Genomic DNA, 18411 nt, shown 5'->3' with positions numbered 1-18411 from the left:
TGTATACATTTGGCTATGTTACTCGTCTGAGAACGATTTATCGAATTCCACACGGATATCCCGCAAGTATTTTGCAATACCCCGTCACGGGCCGCCGTTTTACGAAAAAAGCGGGACCCACAAGCGTGGATCCCGCCTATATGAGCGCGATATGGCTCAAGCAGTCCGCAGGTGATGCACCTGCGTGGAAACTACTTCAGGGTAACGGCAGCGCCGGCAGCCTCGAGCTTCTCCTTGGCGGCCTCGGCGTCCTCCTTCTTGGCACCCTCGATGACGGCCTTAGGAGCGTTCTCGACGACCTCCTTGGCCTCCTTCAGGCCGAGGGAGGTGAGCTCACGGACGACCTTGATGACCTGGATCTTGTTGTCGCCGAAGCCCTCGAGCACGACGTCAAACTCGGTCTTCTCCTCGGCCTCCTCAGCGGCGGCGACAGGGCCGGCCACGACGGCGGCAGGAGCAGCGGCGGAAACGCCGAAGGTGTCCTCGATAGCCTTGACGAGCTCGGAAGCCTCAAGCAGGGTCATTTCCTTCAGAGCCTCGATGATCTCATCGGTGGTAAGCTTAGCCATTTCTAAGTCCTTTCGGTTTCCCTGCGTTTGGCAGGGAGATCAAAACTAAAGTACGGCGCGTTGTGCGCCAGGGGTCGCGACCGTCAAGCGGCCGCGGGAAGGCCGCCGACTAGGCTGCCTTCTGCTCGGAGATCTGCTGAACGGTGCGGGCGAGACCAGAGGAAACGCCGTTGACGCAGACAGCGATGTCGCGAGCGAAGCCGTTGATGAGACCGGCGATCTGACCCAGGAGCTGATCCTTGCTGGGAAGCTCGGCGATGGCGTCGACCTCGGCAGCGGTAACAGCCTGACCGTCAGAGATACCGCCCTTGATCTCCAGGACGCCCTTGGACTTCTTAGCGAACTCCTTGAGCACCTTGGCGGCGCTGACGGGCTCCTCCTCGAAGAACACGTAGGCGAGCGGGCCGACCAGCATCTCGTCCAGGTTCGGCTGCTCCTTGTTCTCCAGGGCGATGCGGACGAGGTTGTTCTTGTAAACCTTCATCTGAGCGCCAGCCTCACGGAGCTGCTTGCGAAGCTCCTGAGCCTGAAGAACGGTGAGGCCGTTGTAGCTCACGACGTAAACGCCGGCGTTGGACTCGATCTTGGACTCGATCTCGGCAACTGCATCGATCTTGTACTGCTTTGGCATGTGGTACACCTCCTTCTTTTTCTTTTCCGGGCACGACCGCCAGGATGTGGGCGGGGGCATGCCTCAAAAAAGAAAGCCCCCGCGCTGCTTGAGCGACGGGGGCGAGAAGACAAGTGCTACTCAACCACCTCGGCTGGCGGGTTTCCCCTTTACTCCGTGGTGCTCGCTTGCGCGGGCACGCTGGAACCGGCTGTCTCTGGCAGCAATCGTGCGTGTGCGATTTGGTAGTATCGCAGCCGCTGCCGTTCGCGTCAAGACGGCCGACGTGATCGAGAACGTATGCACAGCTTGCACACATGCGACGCGCCCACGACGCGCCATGTGCAATTTACACCCGTCCCCAATTACACAAAGCCGAGGGCGAGGCCGACGAGGCGCACGATGAAGGCGACCACCCATGCCACGACGCACTGCAAGGCGAAGACGGCGACCGCCCAACGGGGGCCGAGCTCGTTCTTCACAGCGCCGATGGCGGCGACGCACGGCGGATAGAGCAGGGTGAATACGAGGAACACGTACGCGGTGAGCGGGGTGAACAATCCCGTGAGCGTGGCGGCGGACTCGGTGCCCAGCAGCACCGCCAAGGTAGATATCACGCTCTCCTTGGCGAGCAGGCCCGTCACGAGGGCGGTGCTCGCACGCCAATCGCCGAATCCCAGCGGCTCGAGGACCGGCGCGATGATGCCGCCCAAACCGGCGAGCAGGCTGTGCGACTGGCCGGCTACCACGTTGAGCTGGCCGTCGAAGGTCTGCAGGAACCACACGACGATGCTCGCCGCGAAAATGATCGTGAACGCCCGCTGGAGGAAATCCTTGGCCTTATCCCAGGCGAGCATGACCGTCGTCTTCGCACTCGGCAGGCGGTAATTCGGCAGCTCCATGATGAAAGGCACCGGCTCGCCGCGGAAGGCCGTCCGTTTGAATATCAGCGCCATGACCGCCGCTACGACCACGCCCAGCACATACAGCGAGACCATGGCCAAGACGCTCCCCCGCGCGAAGAACGCTGAGGTGAGCAGACCGTAAACCGGGAGCTTGGCTGAGCAGCTCATAAACGGGGTGAGCATGACGGTCATCTTGCGGTCGTGCTCGGATGGAAGGGTCCGCGTGGCCATGATGGCCGGCACGCTGCAGCCAAATCCCACGAGCATGGGCACGAAGCTGCGGCCCGACAGGCCGAAGTGACGCAGCACCTTATCCATCACAAACGCGACGCGCGCCATATAGCCCGAATCTTCGAGCATCGACAGCAGCAGGAACAGCACCACGATCAGGGGTAGGAAGGACAACATGCTGCCCACGCCGGCGAAGATGCCATCGATCACGAGCGAGCGCACCACGGGGTTGACCCCCATCGAAACGAGGCCATCGGAGACCATCGTCGTGACCTGCGCCACGCCGACTTCCATAAGGCCCTTGAGCCACGCGCCCACCGAGCCGAACGACAGCCAAAAGACAAGCGCCATGATGAGGAGGAACGCCGGGAACGCCGTGTACCGGCCGGTGAGGATGCGGTCGATCGCCACTGAGCGCTTGTGCTCGCGGCTTTCGCGCGGTTTGACCACGCACGCACGGCAGACGCCGCCGATGAAACTGAAGCGCATGTCGGCCAGCGCGGAGAGGCGCTCCTTGCCCGACTCCCCTTCCATCTGGCTGATGACGTGCTCGAGGGCCTCGAGCTCGTTTTCGTCCAGGCCCAGCGCCTCGCGCACCAGCGCATCCCCCTCGACGAGCTTGGTCGCGGCGAAACGGGGCGGAAAGCCCGCGCGCACCGCATGATCCTCGACGAGATGGATGACGGCGTGGATGCAACGGTGCAGGGCTCCGTGGTCCGGACCGTCGGCGGGGCAGAAATCCTGACGCCCGGGCAGCTCGCGGTGGCGCGCCACGTGCAGGGCGTGCTCGACGAGCTCGGATATCCCCTCGCCCTTTGCAGCGGAAATGGGCACCACCGGGATGCCGAGCATGCCCTCGAGGCGGTTCACGTCGATGGTGCCGCCGTTCGCGGCCACCTCGTCCATCATGTTGAGAGCGAGCACCATGGGACGGTCGAGCTCCATGAGCTGCAAGGTGAGGTAGAGATTGCGCTCGATGTTAGTCGCGTCGACGATGTTGATGATGGCGTCGGGTTCCTCCTCGAGAATGAACCGACGGCTCACGACCTCCTCGCTGGTATAAGGGGAGAGCGAGTAAATCCCAGGCAGATCCGTGATGGTCACATTGTCGTGCCCCAGTATGCGGCCGTCCTTGCGGTCGACGGTCACCCCGGGAAAGTTGCCGACATGCTGGTTCGAACCGGTGAGCTGGTTGAACAGGGTCGTCTTACCGCAATTCTGGTTGCCGGCAAGCGCGAACCGCAAAGGCTCGTCGGCAGGGGTGCATTGCCGGTCTGCGCGCGGCCGACAGACGCACTCTCCGATGGCGGGATGTTCGGATGCCGCAGGGGCGGGATTCTCACGCGGGGCGTTATGGGCGTCGTGCACGTCGACGAGCTCGATGCGCGCGGCATCGGCGAGGCGCAGCGTCAACTCGTAATCACGAAGCCGAATCTCCACCGGATCGCCCATGGGGGCGTGCTTCATCATGGTGACCTCCGTGCCCGGAGTCAGGCCCATGTCCAAGATATGCTGATACAGCGCCGCGTCATCGGAGTCGACCGATGCCACGATGGCGTCCTTGCCGATCTCAAGCTTGTCGAGCCTCATATCGCACAATCCCCTCACGGGCGCATCGCCCCGATGCGCCCCATGGTCGATCAGCCGCAACGGGCGGCCAAATTCCAACAGCCTTCATACTACCCACGCATGCAGACGATGTCACGCATGGCAAACTTTCCATATTGGCCGCACTCGACGGGCGGACGAACGATCCGGCATGACAAGCCCCCATCGAAAGGCGGCCATCCGACACGTCGCGCATCAGCTAGATGGGCAGCCCCTCCCCGCCCAGATGCGCCGCCGGGTCGGCGACCTCGACCAGCGTGAACGACGAACCGTCGAAGCGATACACCAGCACGCAGCAATTGGGGAAGGGACTGGGGAGCTCCACCTCGGCGGTATGCTCCCAGGCGCGGGCGAATGCCTTGCAAGCCGCACCATGACTCACCGCGAGCACGTTACCTGAACACGGGGCACCCTCATCGAGCGGACGTACCGCGCAGGACTCGACCGGCGCATCCGTGCGGCCGGGCACGGGGTTGCGCGGACCGATCGACTGGCCTGACAAAACGCCTTTCGGCGCGGAGACCGGCCTCGCCTCGTAGTCCCCGCGCATCACCGCCGCGAGCGTCGAGGTCAGGCGCGCCTCGAGCTTCGACTCCGGCTCGCCTCCAAACGACACGGGATAATCCCCCATGGGTTTGGGCAGGGCCAGCACGTCGGTGCCCTCAAGATCGCCGAACGAACGCTCACGCAATCCCTCGAGACGCTGATACGCACCGCCCCACAGCAGCTCCATCGTGCCGCACGCGCGCTCGGCAGGCGAGCTGAACGCCGCATCAAAGCGCGCGCCGCGCTCACCCAGCCACAATGCCGCGGCGCGGGCCTGCTCACGGCCCAGATCCGTGAGCGGAGAATCACAGCGACCCTGGATGAGCAGCCGGGTGTTGAACACCGTCTGACCATGACGCACGAGATACAACGTTGTAAACATGGATGCTCCTCCAGGATTCGACTATGAGGTGCCGCAGCGGGCGAGCGACACAGCGGATGAGAATCGACACGTCCAACGGCGCGCATCGGCCGCGTTTGCAAAGCCCCGCCGCGAGGGCGAGAACTCGTGATTCCGCGGCAACGTTCTCCCAACCGCGTGCGACCGTATATTTTGGTCGCAAAGTGCCAAGCTGTCACAGAATGGCATTTTACGACCGTTTTCCAGCCCAATTGCCCTCAGAAATGGCCGTAAAATGCCAGGCTGCATCAGATTGGCACTTTACGACCATTCCCTTGCGCGCTCATGATGCTACGTGCGCGTACCCGCCCCGCTGCACCTCTGCACTCCGCCGCACCTGCTCCGTCGTACCTTTGCACTCCGCCGCACCTTCACATCGGTTCGAGCATGCGCGTAGCACGGGGAGTCGACACGGGGTACAGTACTCCGTACGGCTCTCGGGATAGAAAGGGCGAGACCATGGCACACACCCCCATCGAACGCGAGGAGTCGCCGTGCGAGCGCACCGCGCTTCCCGTCCGACTCGCCCTCGTTGATGCGGGGCTGTCCGACCCCCACGCATGTCTCGACCATCTCTCCCACGACCTGCTTGAAGCGCTCGATGTCTACGAGCACCACATCCCCCTGCCCGCTTACGGTGCCGCGCGTGCCATCGACTCGCGTGTCTACACCCTCTCCCCCGCCGATGCAGACACCTCCCGCACCTGGACATCCCTTTGCGCGCAGCTACACAGCGACGAGCATGCCGGTCACGCACGCACGCCGTTGCTGTACGCGATTGCATGCGCGGATGAGCACGGCTTCATCCAAGCCCGCATGGCGCTTGAGCACCTCGATTCCGCCTGCCGTGCGGAGGATGTTCCCTGGGGCGGAGGTATCGCCGTGGGCGGAGGCCTGCTCGTGAGCGCCTCCGTGCGCAGCCCGCGTATGGGCCGCATGCGCCGACGCCGCTCCGAGGCGATCGACATGCTCATTGCCGCCATACGCTCGAGCTGCGGCGTGAGCGCCCTGCCCAATCAAAACTCATCGGACCTCATCATCGCGCCATGCCCGGTCCCGCGCTTCCTCTACGCCCCCACCTGCAAGGCCTACCGGCACTATCGCTGGGAATAATCGGACCCCTGCCTTTTCATCCAGACCATATAGACGATTAGAAGTTTGTCTAAATACTTCTTGACTTCATTATTAGATGAGTGTCTAATTGTCTAACGTTCAACCGCGAGTCGATTTGTCCGTACAACCGCTTGGCACATGTGCACGGTGCCAGCGCATCGCCGACGTGAGACCGCGCACACCTACGAACCCTTAAGGAGGAAATATGGGAGGAGAGGCCTTCAAGGCGCTTGCCGATCCAACACGCAGGCACATCCTTGAATTGTTACGCACCAAGGACCTTGCCGCCGGCGAAATCGCCGAGCACTTCGACATGACCAAGCCTTCGCTCAGCCACCATCTGAACACCCTCAAAACGGCCGGCCTGGTCGAAGCCGAGCGAGACGGCCAAAACATCATCTACAGCCTGAACACCTCGGTCCTGCAGGACCTTATGAGTTGGTTTTACACATTCACCGATAGGAGCGAAGATCATGAGCGATAAACACCTCAACCCCTCGACGACATCCAGCGAGCAGGCGGCAAAGACCCAGCGGACGGCCACGACCAAGATAAACCCCGTCGGTCGTCGGACGTTCCTCGTGCTCGTTGCCATATGCGTCGCAAGCTTCATCGGTCATCTCGTGCTCCTGCCCCATATGCCCGAGATGATCCCCACGCACTGGGACAGCGCCGGCAACGTCAACGGATACACCGGGCGCGTCGCGATCATCGGTCTCGATGCGCTGCCGCTCCTGTTGCTCGCCATGCTTCGCTATCTCCCCGGCATGGATCCACGGGGCCAGGCCTATATGCGCATGGGGTCGTTCTACAACGGCTTTGTCGTCCTGTTCACGCTCTTCATGGTCGGGATGACCTGGACCTCCGAGCTCACCGTATTCGGTATCCTGCCCGAAAACGGCAGCCCCATAGGCACGATCACGACTTTGGTGGTCGGCATGGGCTTCATTCTCTTGGGCAACTACATGCCCAAGATCAAGCGCAACTACACGTTCGGCTGCAAGACCCCCTGGGCACTCCACGACGAATGGAACTGGCGTCTTACCCACCGCTTCTGCGGCACGGCGTTCGTCATCTCGGGCTTCGCCACCATCGCAGGGGGCCTGATCTCGATCTGGCATGGCCAGGCCTCGCTGTGGATTCTCCTGGGGTCGGTGCTTGCCTCGAGCATCGGGACCTACGCCTACAGCTATCTCGTATTCCGCAACGGCAACAAGCCGCTCCGCAGCCGCTGAGCATCCCCCAACATTAACGACAAGGCGCCGACCCCCCGCGGGGCCGGCGCCTCTTTCATATCGATAGTTATCTATGCGATAAATCGATGCGCTTGTTAGACCGGGATCGGCGCATCATCTCGAATGACCGAACGTGCGATGAGGGCGAGTAGGACCATTTCAATCACATGGTCTTCGTCAAGCACCTCGATATCGTATACATCCCCTCGCAGAGCCGGGACCTGCTTGGCGCGGACGAGCACCTTGCCGTCCTCGGAATGCACTTCAAACCGGCTGCTCCACGCACGCTGCGTGAGGACCGTCCAACCCGTCTGGCCCACCTTGATGATCGCCTCGCACGTACTGCTGGAGACGCGGAACGAGCGCTTGGTCGTGAAGGAGACGCCGCCGTCGATCGAGACCGAATAGGCGCGGTCCTTCTCGTCCGTGCGCGTGGTCTCGTAATGCGCGAGCTCGACGCCTTCGGCATCGTAGAGACGCGTGCACCGAGGCGCCGAAAGCGGGTCGGTCTTGGTGGTGAACACCGTCTTTTCCTCGAGATCGGTCACATTCACCTCGCTGTGCACGCTGGCAAGCTTGGCTGATATGCGGAGCTTCATGGCCCCTCCCCTAGTCGTACCCCTTAGATACAACGCTGTATACCCATTTTCAGCCATGGCAGGGCGAACATCACTCGGCCGGCGCAGGAGCGTCGAGATCGCGCAGCGCGCGGGCGACGAGCGCGCACAGGGTCACGGCGATCCAGACTCCCGTCATAACCAGGCAGGCGGACCCGATATCCATGAGAGAGACGAGCACGGAGCCAAAGAACGCACCGGCGGGAGCGACGACGAGAAACAGTGCGTTCAGGGCGCCCATGGCCGCTCCGCGGCGAGACTCGGGCACGCGATCGTAGGCGAAGAAGCCAAGGAGCGCCGAAGCCGGGCCAGCGAAGAGCCCCACGATGCCCGCGGCGAGCATGAGCACGGGAACAGAGGGCAGCGTGCCCATGACGACCATGCCGAGCGCCATGCCCGACAAAGAGATGACGAACCACGTGCGACGGGGCATGCGCGGAGAGAAGGCGGTGTAGAGCAAGGAGCCGCACAGCAGGCCGGCACCCATGGAGGACACGACGTAGCCCACCAGTTCGGGCGCGCCCATGGCGGTGAAGTGGGCGGGCAGCACGATGCCCTGCCAGCTTCCCATCACCATGGAGATGCCAAAGGACAACAGCGTCGAGGCGCGCAGCAGCACGTCGGTGCCAAACAGGGCATGCAGGCCGTCGACGAGGACCGAACGGGAGGCGCGGGCCATGCGCTTGATCGCGCCCTCGTGGGAGGCGGCCATCTCGGTGGACTCGACGGCGGAAACGGCAACGACGCCGACCTCGCGCGGCAGGCTGGCGGTCACGAGCGCGGCGGCGCAAGAGCACGCGCCGGTGACCCAGAGCGCATCGACATCGCCCATGAAGCCCATGAGCAGTGCGGCGGCGGCCGGTCCGATGATGTTCACCATGGCCTTGAGCGACTGATTGGCGCCCACGAACTGCTGGAGGTTCGCACCGTCGCGTTCGCAGACCTCGGGCAGCAGCGCGTCTCGGGCGGTCATGCCGGGGACATCGCCCACGGCGCCAAACAGGCCGAGCACCACGAACCAGCCAAAGCTCAGGCCCCAGATCTCATCCACGATGGGCAACAGGGCGACGCTCAGCGCGGAAACGAGGTCCGAAGCCATGCACACGCGGCGGCGGTTGAGCTTATCGAGCGCGGCGCCGCCCACAAGGCCGCAAATGAACTGCGGCACCGCGCAGATGATGGCAAGCGAGCCCGCCGCAAGCGCGTCGCCGGTACGCGCAAGCAACACGAGCGGCAGCACGACACCGGCGATGCTGTTACCCAGCAGTGACAGCGCGTCGCTGATCAAAAATCGAAGAACCGAACCCTTCAGCTTCATATATGCACCCTTCGTCGTGGTTATCAACGAGGTGCATTACAAGCTATGACGTTACGTCTGGGTCAAATGCCAACTATGGCGTTGCGCCCGCCTCCATCGCGGTTCCATAGAACGAGGGGCGGCCGTGTCTGTCAACACGGCCGCCCCTCGGCATGCGTAGATATGAACTCCGGTGCGTATCGCCGGCGCTAACTCAGCAGCATGCGGTCGTTGGCGAGCTCGCCGCCGGAAACCTCCTCGAACTTCTGCAGCAGGTCGGGCACCGTAAGCGCGCGCTTCTCCTCCCCTGCCACATCGTAGATCACGTGACCCTCGTGCATCATGATCAGGCGGTTGCCAAGGCGGATCGCGTCATTCATGTTGTGGGTCACCATGAGCGTGGTGAGCTGACGCTCCGCAACGATCTGCTCCGTGAGCTCGAGGACCTTCGAAGCCGTCTTGGGGTCCAGCGCGGCGGTGTGCTCGTCGAGCAGCAGCACGCGCGGATTGGTGAGCGTTGCCATGAGCAGGGTGAGCGCCTGGCGCTGACCGCCGGACAACAGGCCGACCTTTGCCTGCATGCGCGTCTCCAAACCAAGGTCGAGGCGCTTGAGCAGTTCGGCGTACTCGGCGCGCTCGTCCTTGGTGATGCCCCAGCGCAGGCCGCGACGCTGCCCGCGGCGCTTGGCAAGGGCGAGGTTCTCCTCGATCTGCATATCAGCGGCGGTGCCGCGCATAGGATCTTGGAACACACGGCCCAGGTACTTGGCGCGCTTGGGCTCGGACAGACGCGAGATGTCCTCGCCATCCAACTCGATAGTACCCGAATCGAGCGGATACACGCCCGCGATCATATTGAGCAGGGTGGACTTGCCGGCGCCGTTGCCGCCGATGACAGTCACGAAATCGCCGTCGGCAAGGGTGAGATCAACGCCGGTGAGGGCGCGCTTCTCGGTGACGGTACCGCGGTTGAACGTCTTCTTCACGTGGGACAGCTTAAGCATCTGCCTCACCGCCCTTCGAGTAGCTCGCACGCAGCTTGAACTTCTCCCACACCACCGGCACGCACAGCGCCAGGGCCACGATGACCGCGGACAGGAGCTTCATATCGTTGGCGTCCATGCCCATCTGCAGCACGATGGCGCGGATGAGGAAGTACACCACAGAGCCGGCGACGGCGGAAACCAGGCGGCTCTTGAACCCCGTGAGCTTGCCGGGGGTGAGGCGACCGAGCACCTCGCCGATAACGATGGCGGCCAAGCCGATGACGATGGCGCCGGTGCCCATGCCGATGTCGGCGTACTTCTGGCTCTGGCAGATGAGACCGCCGGAAAGACCCACGAGGGCGTTCGACAGCATGAGGGCGATCATCTTGGTCTTGGCCGTGGAGACGCCGAGGGCGCGGATCATGTGCTCGTTGTTACCGGTTGCACGCAGGGCGCTGCCGATCTCGGTGCCGAAGAACCAGTACAGCGCGGCGATGATCGCAACGGCCACGATGACTCCCACGATGATGGAAGCGGTGGCCGAAGACAGACCCGTCAACTCGGTCATGCGAGAGAAGATCGTATCGCTTTGCAGCAGGGGCGTGTTGGACTTGCCCATGATGCGCAGGTTGACCGACCACAGGGCGATTTGGGTGAGGATGCCCGCGAGAATCGCCGGAATCTCGAACACCGTATGCAAAAAGCCCGTGACGGCGCCGGCAAGCATGCCGACGAGCATCGCCGCCGCGACCGCGATGAGCGGGTCGACGCCGGCAACCACGAGCACGGCGCACACGCTGCCGCCGAGCGCGAAGCTGCCGTCGACGGTGAGGTCGGCGATATCGAGAAGTTTGTAGGTGATGTACACACCGAGGACCATGATGCCCCACAGGATGCCCTGGGAAACGGCGCCGAGAAGCGCTCCGCTCATGTCGTCCCTCCTTTGTTCGAGCCAAATGAACCCCGGCGGTATGATTCGCCGGGGTTCATCGCGATTGCGATAGATAGTGTGTCGGCCAGTGTACCACGCCGACAAGGGGGTCCGAGCGAACACCCCGGTCAAAATGCGCCTGAAACGCGCTGTGGGACGGCTACTCGGCGGCACTCACGTCCGTGGCGCCATCCTCGACCAGCGAGGTGACGTCGATGCCGAGCGCCTCGGCGGTCTGCCCGTTGTAGACCAGGTCGCACTCGGCGGCGCCCATGGACTCGATTGGCATGGCGGCGGGCTCGGCACCCTCGGTGAGGATGCGCACGGCCATCTCGCCCGCGCGGCGGCCCAGCTCCTCGTAATTGATGGACAGGCTCGCCAGGCCGCCGGCCTCGACGTGTGCGACCTCGCCGCACACCGTGGGCACCTTGTGCTCGTTAGCGATCGAGGCGATCACCGTCATAGCGGAGGCGATGGTGTTGTCCGTGGGAGTGTAGATGGCGTCGACCTTGCCCGTCATGGACTCGACCACCTGCTGGACCTCGTTGGAGCTGGAGGCGGTGTACTCGACGCCCTCTATACCGAGCTTTTTGAGCTCGGCGGCGGCCAGCTCAATCTGGATCTTTGAATTGGACTCGGCGGTGCAGTAGAGCAGGCCGACCTTCTTGGCCTCGGGCGCGAGCTGGTGGAGCAGGTCGATCTGATCGACGACGGGGTTCATGTCGGAGGTGCCGGTGACGTTGCCGCCGGGGGCGTCATTGTCCTTGACCAGGCCGGAGGCGGCGAAGTCGGTGATGGCGGTGCAGACGATGGGGATGTCGGAGGTGGCACCCGCCACGGCCTGGGCGGCGGGGGTGGCGATCGCAAGGATAAGGTCGCAGCCCTCGTTCACGAGCGTGCTCGCGATGGTCTGACAGGCGGACTGGTCGTTCTGGGCGTTTTGCTGATTGATCTTCGCGCCGATACCGGCCTCTTCCACCGCGGCGACGAAGCCCTTGTTGGCGGCATCGAGTGCGGGGTGCTCGGTGAGCTGCAGGACGCCGATCTTGAAGGCGGCGTCAGACGGGGCGGAACCATCGGCCTTGGCGGCGGGGTCGCCACATCCGGCGAGGCCGAGACCGCCGACGATCGCGAATGCGGCGGCGCCGGCCATGCCCTTGACAAGAGAGCGACGAGAGCAGGTGGAGTTGTTCATGGAGATTCTCCTAACGTGCGCACAGGGCGCATGGGTGGCATATGGGACTGAGGGAGGTCGAATCGCGCGCGGCCTCACGCCCGACCGACCGCGTTAGACGATCTGGGCATCCTCGAGCATCGAGATGTCGACGCCGAGTGCATCGGCGGTCGCCTGGTTGACGATGAGCTGGCACTCATCGCACGACAGGTACTCGATGGGCATTTCGGCGGGATTGGCGTCCTCGGTGAGGATCTTCACGGCCATCTCGCCTGCCTTATAACCCAAGTCGTAATAGCTGATGCTATACGACGCCAGCCCTCCATCCTCGACCATGGTGTCGCATCCTACGATGACGGGGAGTTTATTCTCATTGGCGACCATGGAGACGGTCGCCATGCCCGCGGCGATGGTGTTGTCGGTGGGAGCGTAAATCGCGTCGACCTTGCCGACCATGGATTCGACCATCTGCTGGATCTCATTGGAAGAGGAGACCGCGTAGCGCTCGTGCGCGATGCCGGCGTCCTCGAGGACCTCCTCGGCGAGCTCGACCTGCACCGTCGAATTGGACTCGGCGGAGCAGTACAGGATGCCCACGCTCTTGGCCTCGGGCAGCAGCTGGCGAAGCAGCTCGATCTGATCCGCGACGGGCGTGAGGTCCGAGCTTCCGGTGACGTTGCCGCCGGGCTCCTCATTGGAGTCCACGAGCCCGCTCTCGGCGTAATCAGTGATGGCGGAGCCGACGACCGGGATGTCGGACGTGGCGCCCGCGACCGCCTGGGCAGCGGGAGTGGCAATGGCGAAGATCAGGTCGTCACCGTCGTTCACGAGCTTGCTCGCGATGGTCTGGCAGGCCGACTGATCGTTCTGTGCGTTTTGCTGATCGATCGTGTAGGCGATACCCGACTCGTCGAGCGCGGCGACGAAGCCCTTGTTCGTTTGGTCGAGCGCACCGTGCTCGACCAGCTGCAGGACGCCGACCTTGTAGCCGGAACCCGTCTTCCCAGAAGCACCGGTGCTGCCGGGGGCAGCCTTGCCGTCGCCACAGCCGGCCAGCGCTCCGGCGGCAAAAAAGCTCGCTCCGAGGGTGATAAGGTTCCTGCGCGAAATGCTCAGCATGGCGATCAACTCCGTTTCCTCTGTACGGGCCCCGCCATCCATCAGCGGGACGCTTTATCGCGTGAAAGCAACGCAAGGGATATACTAGCCCGCCCGGGTCATGGGGGCCAGAGCGTTAATGCCGTGTTAACAAGCGGGCAATATATCGGTCCAAAAGAAACGCCGCAGACATCTCGATATCCCGCAACTTGACTCCTCCACCAACTCAAAACCTCGGAGAATCCAACTCCAAGGCCTCGAAACAGCCGACTCAAAGGCTCAAAAGACCCGTGCGCAACGAAAACCGGCCGCAACCGTATCTGGTTGCGGCCGGTTATCAATCAAACCGAGTCAAACACGCCCGGCTTTAGAAGTCGCAGCTACCAACGGTGCGCGGGTGCGGCAGGACGTCGCGAATGTTGCCGACGCCCGTGAGGTACATCACCAGGCGCTCGAAGCCGAGGCCGAAACCGGCGTGCTTGCACGTGCCGTAGCGGCGCAGGTCGAGGTAGTACTTGTACTGCTCGGGGTCCATGCCCAGCTCGGCGATGCGACGCTCGAGCACCTCGAGGCGCTCCTCGCGCTGGGAGCCGCCGATGATCTCGCCGATGCCGGGAACCAGGCAGTCCGCGGCGGCAACGGTCTTGCCGTCGTCGTTCAGGCGCATGTAGAAGGCCTTGATCTCGGCCGGGTAGTCGGTCACGAAGGTCGGGCACTTGAAATGTTCCTCGGTGAGGAAGCGCTCGTGCTCGGTCTGCAGGTCGATACCCCAGCTCACGGGGTAGTCGAACTGATGACCGGCGGCGACGGCGTCCTCGAGGATCTTCACGGCATCGGTGTAGGTCACGCGGGCGAAATCGGAATTTGCCACATGCGTGAGGCGCTCGATGAGGCCCTTGTCGACGAACTTGTTGAGCATAGCGAGCTCATCGGGGCAGCGGTCCATGACGTCGCGGATGACGTATTTGAGCATGTCCTCGGCGAGGTCCATGTCGTCTGCCAGGTCGGCAAAGGCGATCTCGGGCTCGATCATCCAGAACTCGGCGGCATGACGCGTGGTGTTGGAGTTCTCGGCGCGGAAGGTCGGGCCGAAGGTGTACACGTCGCCAAAGGCCATGGCGAAGTTCTCGGCGTTGAGCTGGCCGGACACGGTAAGCGAGGCGGTGGTGCCGAAGAAGTCCTGGCTGAAGTCCACGTTGCCCTTATCATCCAGCGGCGGGTTGGCCGGATCGATGGTGGTGACGTGGAACATCTCGCCGGCGCCCTCGCAGTCGCTCGCGGTGATGATGGGGGTGTTCACGTAGACGAAGCCGCGATCCTGGAAGAAGCGATGGATGGCAGCGGCGGCCACGGAGCGCACGCGGAAGACGGCGCGGAACAGGTTGGTGCGCGGGCGCAAGTGCTGCTGAGTGCGCAGGAACTCCACGGTGGCGCGCTTCTTCTGCAGCGGGTAGTCCGGAGCGGAAACGCCCTCGACCACGATCTCGGTCGCGGCGAGCTCGAAGGGCTGAGGGGCGTCCGGCGTGAGCTTGAGCTCGCCGGTGCAGATGAGCGCCGCGGAGACGTTCTGATGGGCGATCTCGTCGTAGTTGGCGAGCGCCTCGCGGTTCATGACGACCTGCAGGTCCTTGAAGCAGCTGCCGTCGTTCAAGGTGACGAAGCCGAAGTTCTTCATGTCGCGGACGGACTTGACCCATCCGGCAACGGTCACTTGCTGTCCGCCGAGCGTCTCAGCATCGGCGTAGAGCTGGGCGATCTTGGTGCGATCCATGCCATTCCTTTCCCGCGTGCACCGCAAGACGGCGGCGCACGATACGCTTTTCTCACAATCGTCCATTCTAGCAGGTGTGCCGCGTATGGCCCTCTGGCAGAATAATGGCAAGAAACCTCACGAGAAAGGTCACACGATGGCTCAAAACTATTGGGGCGATGAGCTCCCCTCTCGCGTCGACCTGCCCCCTGCAGCCGATCCGGCGCGCCCGGGATACGGCCGCATCGACTTCGACAAGCTCCCCAACACCCGCGACTTGGGCGGCATGACAGGCGCCGGCGGTCGCCGCGTGAAGCACGGCCTGCTGCTGCGCTCAGGCACGCTCGGCTTTGGCTCTCCCGCCGACATCGACCGCCTGCGCGATGACTACGACCTGCGCCTCGTGGTCGACTTTCGCAACCTCATCGAGCTCTCCGAGCTGCCCGATCCCATGGATCTCATCCTCGCCGCGCGTTACTTGCATGCCGAGATCTTTTCCGACAGCCAGGTGGGCGTCACGCAGGAGCATGAAAAGACCGCATTCGAATACAAACTCGAGGCCATGGCCCAGGGAGACCCCGTCGAGTTCATGACACTGCTCTACCCGCACATGCTCATCGACGAGACGGGCATCAACGGTTACCGCTCCTTTGTGCGGGCGGTGCTCGATGTCGAGGAAGGTGCCGCTCTCTGGCACTGCTACGTGGGGCGCGACCGCTGCGGAATGGGCTCGGCGCTTATCGAGACCATGCTCGGCGTGAGCCGCGACGATATTCTCGCCGACTACCTCGCCACCAACCTCTACGCTCCCATCGACCTCACGCTGGATTCTCCCGCGTCCATTTGCTATTTCGAGGCGATGGAGCGTGCGTTGGAACCGCACGGCGGGTTCATGGGCTACCTCACCGGCACGCTCGGCATCACCGAGAACGAAATCGCCGCCTTCCGCGAGCGCTGCCTCGAAGATTAGATCGAGTGACCCATGCGGAGACGGGCGTTTTTCGTCCTTCCCCGCTCGTCGCCGCCTCGCATTTCACTGAAACATATCCAAAGTCACGAACTTCGGGTCTTATTCGTGTCTTTCATGCCATCTCGATGCGATGCCCGCTCGGCGGGGTAGCGCGAAAACCCGCGGCGCCCCGCCTTCCCCGTATCCGCATCCCTGGGCCTTTCCAATACTCAGCCCATCGCATGCTCATCACGCCTTTGAATCTCCGCGTTCGGGGTCGGCCACCAAATCGAGCAGCCTGCACGTGCGGTCGGCGAGCTCGTCGATGTCCTCGCGCATGTTCTTCGTCCAACGCTCCTGACTCGCGACCGTCTCCGCACTATTCGCCACCAGGGCGTCAAGATTTGACGAGAGGGAGGCCATGGGCGTCTTGAGCTCATGCGATGCCTTGATGAGAAACTCTCGCTGGCGCGCCTGGGACTCTGCCACCGGAACGAGCGCGCGATCGATGATTCTGCGGCACACCAGGACGAGCACGGCGCAGCCAACCACGCCGACCGCCGCGAGAAACATAGCCATCCGCCTCAGGTATATAACTGACGAGGTGATATCGACGAACGCATACACGCGAGCGGCCAAATACCCATCCTTTTCGTACCCCTCGAGGCGCCCGTCGCTGTACAGGGAAACCCCGCTGTCGCCCGTCGCGTCTTTCGAATAACGCGGACTCGTCACTGCGATCTCCGTCGCGCACTTCCACGTCATCCCATGAACCTTAATGTACTGCGGCTTCGGGCGCTTGCCGGCATCCGCCCGATTGGACAGAGCAATGTTCGTCAATTCTTCGAGTGCGGATTCACACCAATTGAACGCCCCATACAAAGGATCGCCATCGCCACTTATCACATTATGAGGGGGCACCAGGAACGCCATGGAGCCTCCTTCGAACACTGCGAGGGAGAACGGACTCTGCACGGGCCCAGAGAGCGAGTAGTAGGTGTCCGGCGCCGTTGCCGTCGGCTTCCAATCGCCCGCCTCCTCTTTCGATGATTCGATTAGGCCAGCGAACGCTTGAGGGACGTCGGGCTTCGCGCCCTCGTAGGCCTCCATCAGACTGCCCCGATTCAATGAGTCGGTCATCACGTTTTGCAGCGCCACGTTGTTGGCGTCTCGCGCCGAAAATGCACTGGCAACCCAAGCAGCCGCCAAAGCGAATACGAGGATGCTGCAAACAAGCATCGACGAGCGCAGCCACAGGCGCTTGCGCAGGGCCCTGAGATCACCGCTCCCCGCAGTCAAACCGTCTTTCTGCCCATTATTGAACACGGCGCTCATGAATCTTCTCCCCTCGTCGCATCTCAGCCTGCAAGCTGTCCGTTCATCAGGCGATATCCCACACCGCGCACGGTCTCGATCCGCGCCGGTGACTCCAGTTTTTCAAGCTTGCCACGCAGCGCGTGAACCAATACCTCGATACGATTGTCGACCAACGACACATGAGGTCCCCAAAGCCGAACGGCCAAATCGCTCTTGGAGACAGGGCTTCCCGAGCGCCCCATGAACGCCTCAAGGAGCAACGCTTCCTTCGGCGTCAGCTCAACGGCAACTGCGCCCCCACGGGCCTGCACAGACAACTTTTCCACATCAAGCACAAGTCCGCACGCCTCGATCGCATTGTTCGGCCGGTAGGTTGCCGGGCGGCGCGTGACCGCGCGAATGCGGGCGAGCAGTTCGCTTGCATGAAACGGCTTGGGAAGATAATCATCCGCACCGGCGTCGAGCCCCGCCACGCGGTCGCCAACGCCCTGTCGGGCGGTGAGCAGGATAACGGGAACCACGCTGCCCGCCTCGCGCAGCTTGCGCAGAACATCCATACCGCTCATGTCGGGCAGCATGATGTCGAGAAGAAGCACATCGTATGCGCCCGTAAGCGCCATGGCGAGACCATCGGCGCCAATGTGCGCGACATCGGCACCGTAACCGCTTTTGCGCAATATCTCGGCCACCGCCTCTGCCAGACGCGGTGTATCTTCAATCAGCAGCACGCGCATCGGAGCACCTCCCTTCGAGCGCAGCGCCTCTCGTATGAGGCGCATCCCACTCGTTGCCTAGAGAATACCCGAGCAAGCTGATAAGAACCTGAGAGACGCACAGGACAAACGTCTCAATTCGTACCTGTCCCCAATCGAAACGGTCGGGGGTGCGCCCCTGAACCTGGAGAAATAGTTCTCTAGGAGGAAGAGATGGCGTATCCGCAAGAGCTTGTCAACGAGGTGCTCGACTATCTGGATTCGGGCCATTCCGTCCGCGAGGCCGAGCGACGCTTCGGCGTCGGCCACGAGAGCGCTGCCAGATGGAGGCGCCTCCGCGACGGCAACCTCAGGGCCAACAG

At 63.0% G+C, this 18411-nt stretch carries 18 protein-coding genes; 5 read left to right on the top strand and 13 right to left on the bottom strand.

Annotated features, from left to right (window positions below):
- Positions 1–191 precede the first annotated feature (191 nt).
- The 4 genes from rplL to AOBCEHNH_RS01230 form a co-directional block, all read right to left on the bottom strand.
- Positions 192–569 carry a 50S ribosomal protein L7/L12 gene (gene rplL / locus AOBCEHNH_RS01245; protein WP_006723075.1) on the bottom strand — a complete coding sequence of 126 codons (378 nt, stop codon included), beginning with the start codon at positions 567–569 and terminating at the stop codon, positions 192–194.
- Positions 570–678: 109 nt separating this feature from the next.
- Complete coding sequence (gene rplJ / locus AOBCEHNH_RS01240) at positions 679–1200, bottom strand: 50S ribosomal protein L10 (RefSeq protein ID WP_118102682.1); 522 nt, start codon at positions 1198–1200, stop codon at positions 679–681.
- Positions 1201–1544: 344 nt separating this feature from the next.
- Positions 1545–3905, bottom strand: coding sequence for a ferrous iron transport protein B (feoB, locus tag AOBCEHNH_RS01235; protein ID WP_152062855.1), 2361 nt, complete (start codon positions 3903–3905; stop codon positions 1545–1547).
- 217 nt (positions 3906–4122) lie between these two features.
- A complete protein-coding gene (locus tag AOBCEHNH_RS01230) occupies positions 4123–4851 on the bottom strand; it encodes a histidine phosphatase family protein (protein WP_152062854.1) in 729 nt (242 codons plus the stop codon).
- 477 nt (positions 4852–5328) lie between these two features.
- Here AOBCEHNH_RS01230 and AOBCEHNH_RS01225 point away from each other — a divergent pair, with 477 nt between their 5' ends.
- The 3 genes from AOBCEHNH_RS01225 (at position 5329) to AOBCEHNH_RS01215 (ending at position 7217) form a co-directional block, all read left to right on the top strand.
- Complete coding sequence (locus tag AOBCEHNH_RS01225) at positions 5329–5982, top strand: hypothetical protein (RefSeq protein WP_152062853.1); 654 nt, start codon at positions 5329–5331, stop codon at positions 5980–5982.
- Between the two features lie 205 nt (positions 5983–6187).
- Complete coding sequence (locus tag AOBCEHNH_RS01220; protein ID WP_152062852.1) at positions 6188–6466, top strand: autorepressor SdpR family transcription factor; 279 nt, start codon at positions 6188–6190, stop codon at positions 6464–6466.
- On the top strand, positions 6456–7217 hold the full coding sequence (locus AOBCEHNH_RS01215; RefSeq protein ID WP_152062851.1) for an SdpI family protein: 762 nt from the start codon (positions 6456–6458) through the stop codon (positions 7215–7217). Before AOBCEHNH_RS01220 ends, AOBCEHNH_RS01215 begins: the two co-directional genes overlap by 11 nt.
- A gap of 95 nt (positions 7218–7312) precedes the next feature.
- On the opposite strand, the gene AOBCEHNH_RS01210 is transcribed toward AOBCEHNH_RS01215, so the two are convergent.
- The 7 genes from AOBCEHNH_RS01210 to asnS form a co-directional block, all read right to left on the bottom strand.
- Positions 7313–7816, bottom strand: a complete 504-nt coding sequence (locus AOBCEHNH_RS01210) for an LURP-one-related family protein (protein ID WP_152062850.1) — start codon at positions 7814–7816, stop codon at positions 7313–7315.
- A 70-nt stretch (positions 7817–7886) separates the two neighbouring features.
- Positions 7887–9152 carry an MFS transporter gene (locus AOBCEHNH_RS01205; protein WP_152062849.1) on the bottom strand — a complete coding sequence of 422 codons (1266 nt, stop codon included), beginning with the start codon at positions 9150–9152 and terminating at the stop codon, positions 7887–7889.
- A 188-nt stretch (positions 9153–9340) separates the two neighbouring features.
- Positions 9341–10135 carry an ABC transporter ATP-binding protein gene (locus AOBCEHNH_RS01200; RefSeq protein ID WP_006723089.1) on the bottom strand — a complete coding sequence of 265 codons (795 nt, stop codon included), beginning with the start codon at positions 10133–10135 and terminating at the stop codon, positions 9341–9343.
- Entirely contained in the window at positions 10128–11048 is a 921-nt protein-coding gene (locus AOBCEHNH_RS01195) for an ABC transporter permease (RefSeq protein WP_152062848.1), read from the bottom strand. Before AOBCEHNH_RS01195 ends, AOBCEHNH_RS01200 begins: the two co-directional genes overlap by 8 nt.
- A gap of 160 nt (positions 11049–11208) precedes the next feature.
- Positions 11209–12243: an ABC transporter substrate-binding protein gene (locus AOBCEHNH_RS01190; protein ID WP_152062847.1), complete on the bottom strand. Its 1035-nt coding sequence runs from the start codon at positions 12241–12243 to the stop codon at positions 11209–11211.
- Positions 12244–12336: 93 nt separating this feature from the next.
- On the bottom strand, positions 12337–13341 hold the full coding sequence (locus AOBCEHNH_RS01185) for an ABC transporter substrate-binding protein (RefSeq protein WP_226803177.1): 1005 nt from the start codon (positions 13339–13341) through the stop codon (positions 12337–12339).
- Positions 13342–13687: 346 nt separating this feature from the next.
- A complete protein-coding gene (asnS, locus tag AOBCEHNH_RS01180; RefSeq protein ID WP_152062846.1) occupies positions 13688–15091 on the bottom strand; it encodes an asparagine--tRNA ligase in 1404 nt (467 codons plus the stop codon).
- Between the two features lie 136 nt (positions 15092–15227).
- Between asnS and AOBCEHNH_RS01175 the strand changes: the two genes are divergently transcribed.
- Positions 15228–16040, top strand: coding sequence for a tyrosine-protein phosphatase (locus AOBCEHNH_RS01175; protein ID WP_226803176.1), 813 nt, complete (start codon positions 15228–15230; stop codon positions 16038–16040).
- 228 nt (positions 16041–16268) lie between these two features.
- Here AOBCEHNH_RS01175 and AOBCEHNH_RS01170 read toward each other — a convergent pair whose 3' ends face one another.
- Both AOBCEHNH_RS01170 and AOBCEHNH_RS01165 read right to left on the bottom strand, forming a co-directional pair.
- On the bottom strand, positions 16269–17354 hold the full coding sequence (locus AOBCEHNH_RS01170) for a histidine kinase dimerization/phospho-acceptor domain-containing protein (RefSeq protein ID WP_152062844.1): 1086 nt from the start codon (positions 17352–17354) through the stop codon (positions 16269–16271).
- A gap of 23 nt (positions 17355–17377) precedes the next feature.
- Positions 17378–18070 carry a response regulator transcription factor gene (locus AOBCEHNH_RS01165; RefSeq protein ID WP_039910579.1) on the bottom strand — a complete coding sequence of 231 codons (693 nt, stop codon included), beginning with the start codon at positions 18068–18070 and terminating at the stop codon, positions 17378–17380.
- Between the two features lie 192 nt (positions 18071–18262).
- On the opposite strand from AOBCEHNH_RS01165, the gene AOBCEHNH_RS08155 reads away from it, so the two are divergent.
- The coding region (locus AOBCEHNH_RS08155; protein WP_152062691.1) for an IS630 transposase-related protein at positions 18263–18411 on the top strand (149 nt) is incomplete at its 3' end.

The organism is Collinsella intestinalis (assembly GCF_902501455.1).
Lineage (GTDB): Bacteria > Actinomycetota > Coriobacteriia > Coriobacteriales > Coriobacteriaceae > Collinsella > Collinsella intestinalis.
The sequence above is the reverse complement of the archived record's forward strand: the minus strand, read 5'-3'. Positions and strand labels throughout refer to the sequence as shown.

Excerpts from the sequence above, each read along its gene's own strand:
- AOBCEHNH_RS01175 (WP_226803176.1), top strand. The coding sequence starts at position 15,228 with ATGGCTCAAAACTATTGGGGCGATGAGCTCCCCTCTCGCGTCGACCTG.
- AOBCEHNH_RS01215 (WP_152062851.1), top strand. The coding sequence starts at position 6,456 with ATGAGCGATAAACACCTCAACCCCTCGACGACATCCAGCGAGCAGGCG.
- AOBCEHNH_RS01170 (WP_152062844.1), bottom strand. The coding sequence starts at position 17,354 with ATGAGCGCCGTGTTCAATAATGGGCAGAAAGACGGTTTGACTGCGGGG.
- AOBCEHNH_RS01200 (WP_006723089.1), bottom strand. The coding sequence starts at position 10,135 with ATGCTTAAGCTGTCCCACGTGAAGAAGACGTTCAACCGCGGTACCGTC.
- asnS (WP_152062846.1), bottom strand. The coding sequence starts at position 15,091 with ATGGATCGCACCAAGATCGCCCAGCTCTACGCCGATGCTGAGACGCTC.
- AOBCEHNH_RS01230 (WP_152062854.1), bottom strand. The coding sequence starts at position 4,851 with ATGTTTACAACGTTGTATCTCGTGCGTCATGGTCAGACGGTGTTCAAC.
- AOBCEHNH_RS01185 (WP_226803177.1), bottom strand. The coding sequence starts at position 13,341 with ATGCTGAGCATTTCGCGCAGGAACCTTATCACCCTCGGAGCGAGCTTT.
- AOBCEHNH_RS01165 (WP_039910579.1), bottom strand. The coding sequence starts at position 18,070 with ATGCGCGTGCTGCTGATTGAAGATACACCGCGTCTGGCAGAGGCGGTG.
- rplL (WP_006723075.1), bottom strand. The coding sequence starts at position 569 with ATGGCTAAGCTTACCACCGATGAGATCATCGAGGCTCTGAAGGAAATG.
- AOBCEHNH_RS01205 (WP_152062849.1), bottom strand. The coding sequence starts at position 9,152 with ATGAAGCTGAAGGGTTCGGTTCTTCGATTTTTGATCAGCGACGCGCTG.
- AOBCEHNH_RS01225 (WP_152062853.1), top strand. The coding sequence starts at position 5,329 with ATGGCACACACCCCCATCGAACGCGAGGAGTCGCCGTGCGAGCGCACC.
- AOBCEHNH_RS01210 (WP_152062850.1), bottom strand. The coding sequence starts at position 7,816 with ATGAAGCTCCGCATATCAGCCAAGCTTGCCAGCGTGCACAGCGAGGTG.
- feoB (WP_152062855.1), bottom strand. The coding sequence starts at position 3,905 with ATGAGGCTCGACAAGCTTGAGATCGGCAAGGACGCCATCGTGGCATCG.
- AOBCEHNH_RS01195 (WP_152062848.1), bottom strand. The coding sequence starts at position 11,048 with ATGAGCGGAGCGCTTCTCGGCGCCGTTTCCCAGGGCATCCTGTGGGGC.
- rplJ (WP_118102682.1), bottom strand. The coding sequence starts at position 1,200 with ATGCCAAAGCAGTACAAGATCGATGCAGTTGCCGAGATCGAGTCCAAG.
- AOBCEHNH_RS01190 (WP_152062847.1), bottom strand. The coding sequence starts at position 12,243 with ATGAACAACTCCACCTGCTCTCGTCGCTCTCTTGTCAAGGGCATGGCC.
- AOBCEHNH_RS01220 (WP_152062852.1), top strand. The coding sequence starts at position 6,188 with ATGGGAGGAGAGGCCTTCAAGGCGCTTGCCGATCCAACACGCAGGCAC.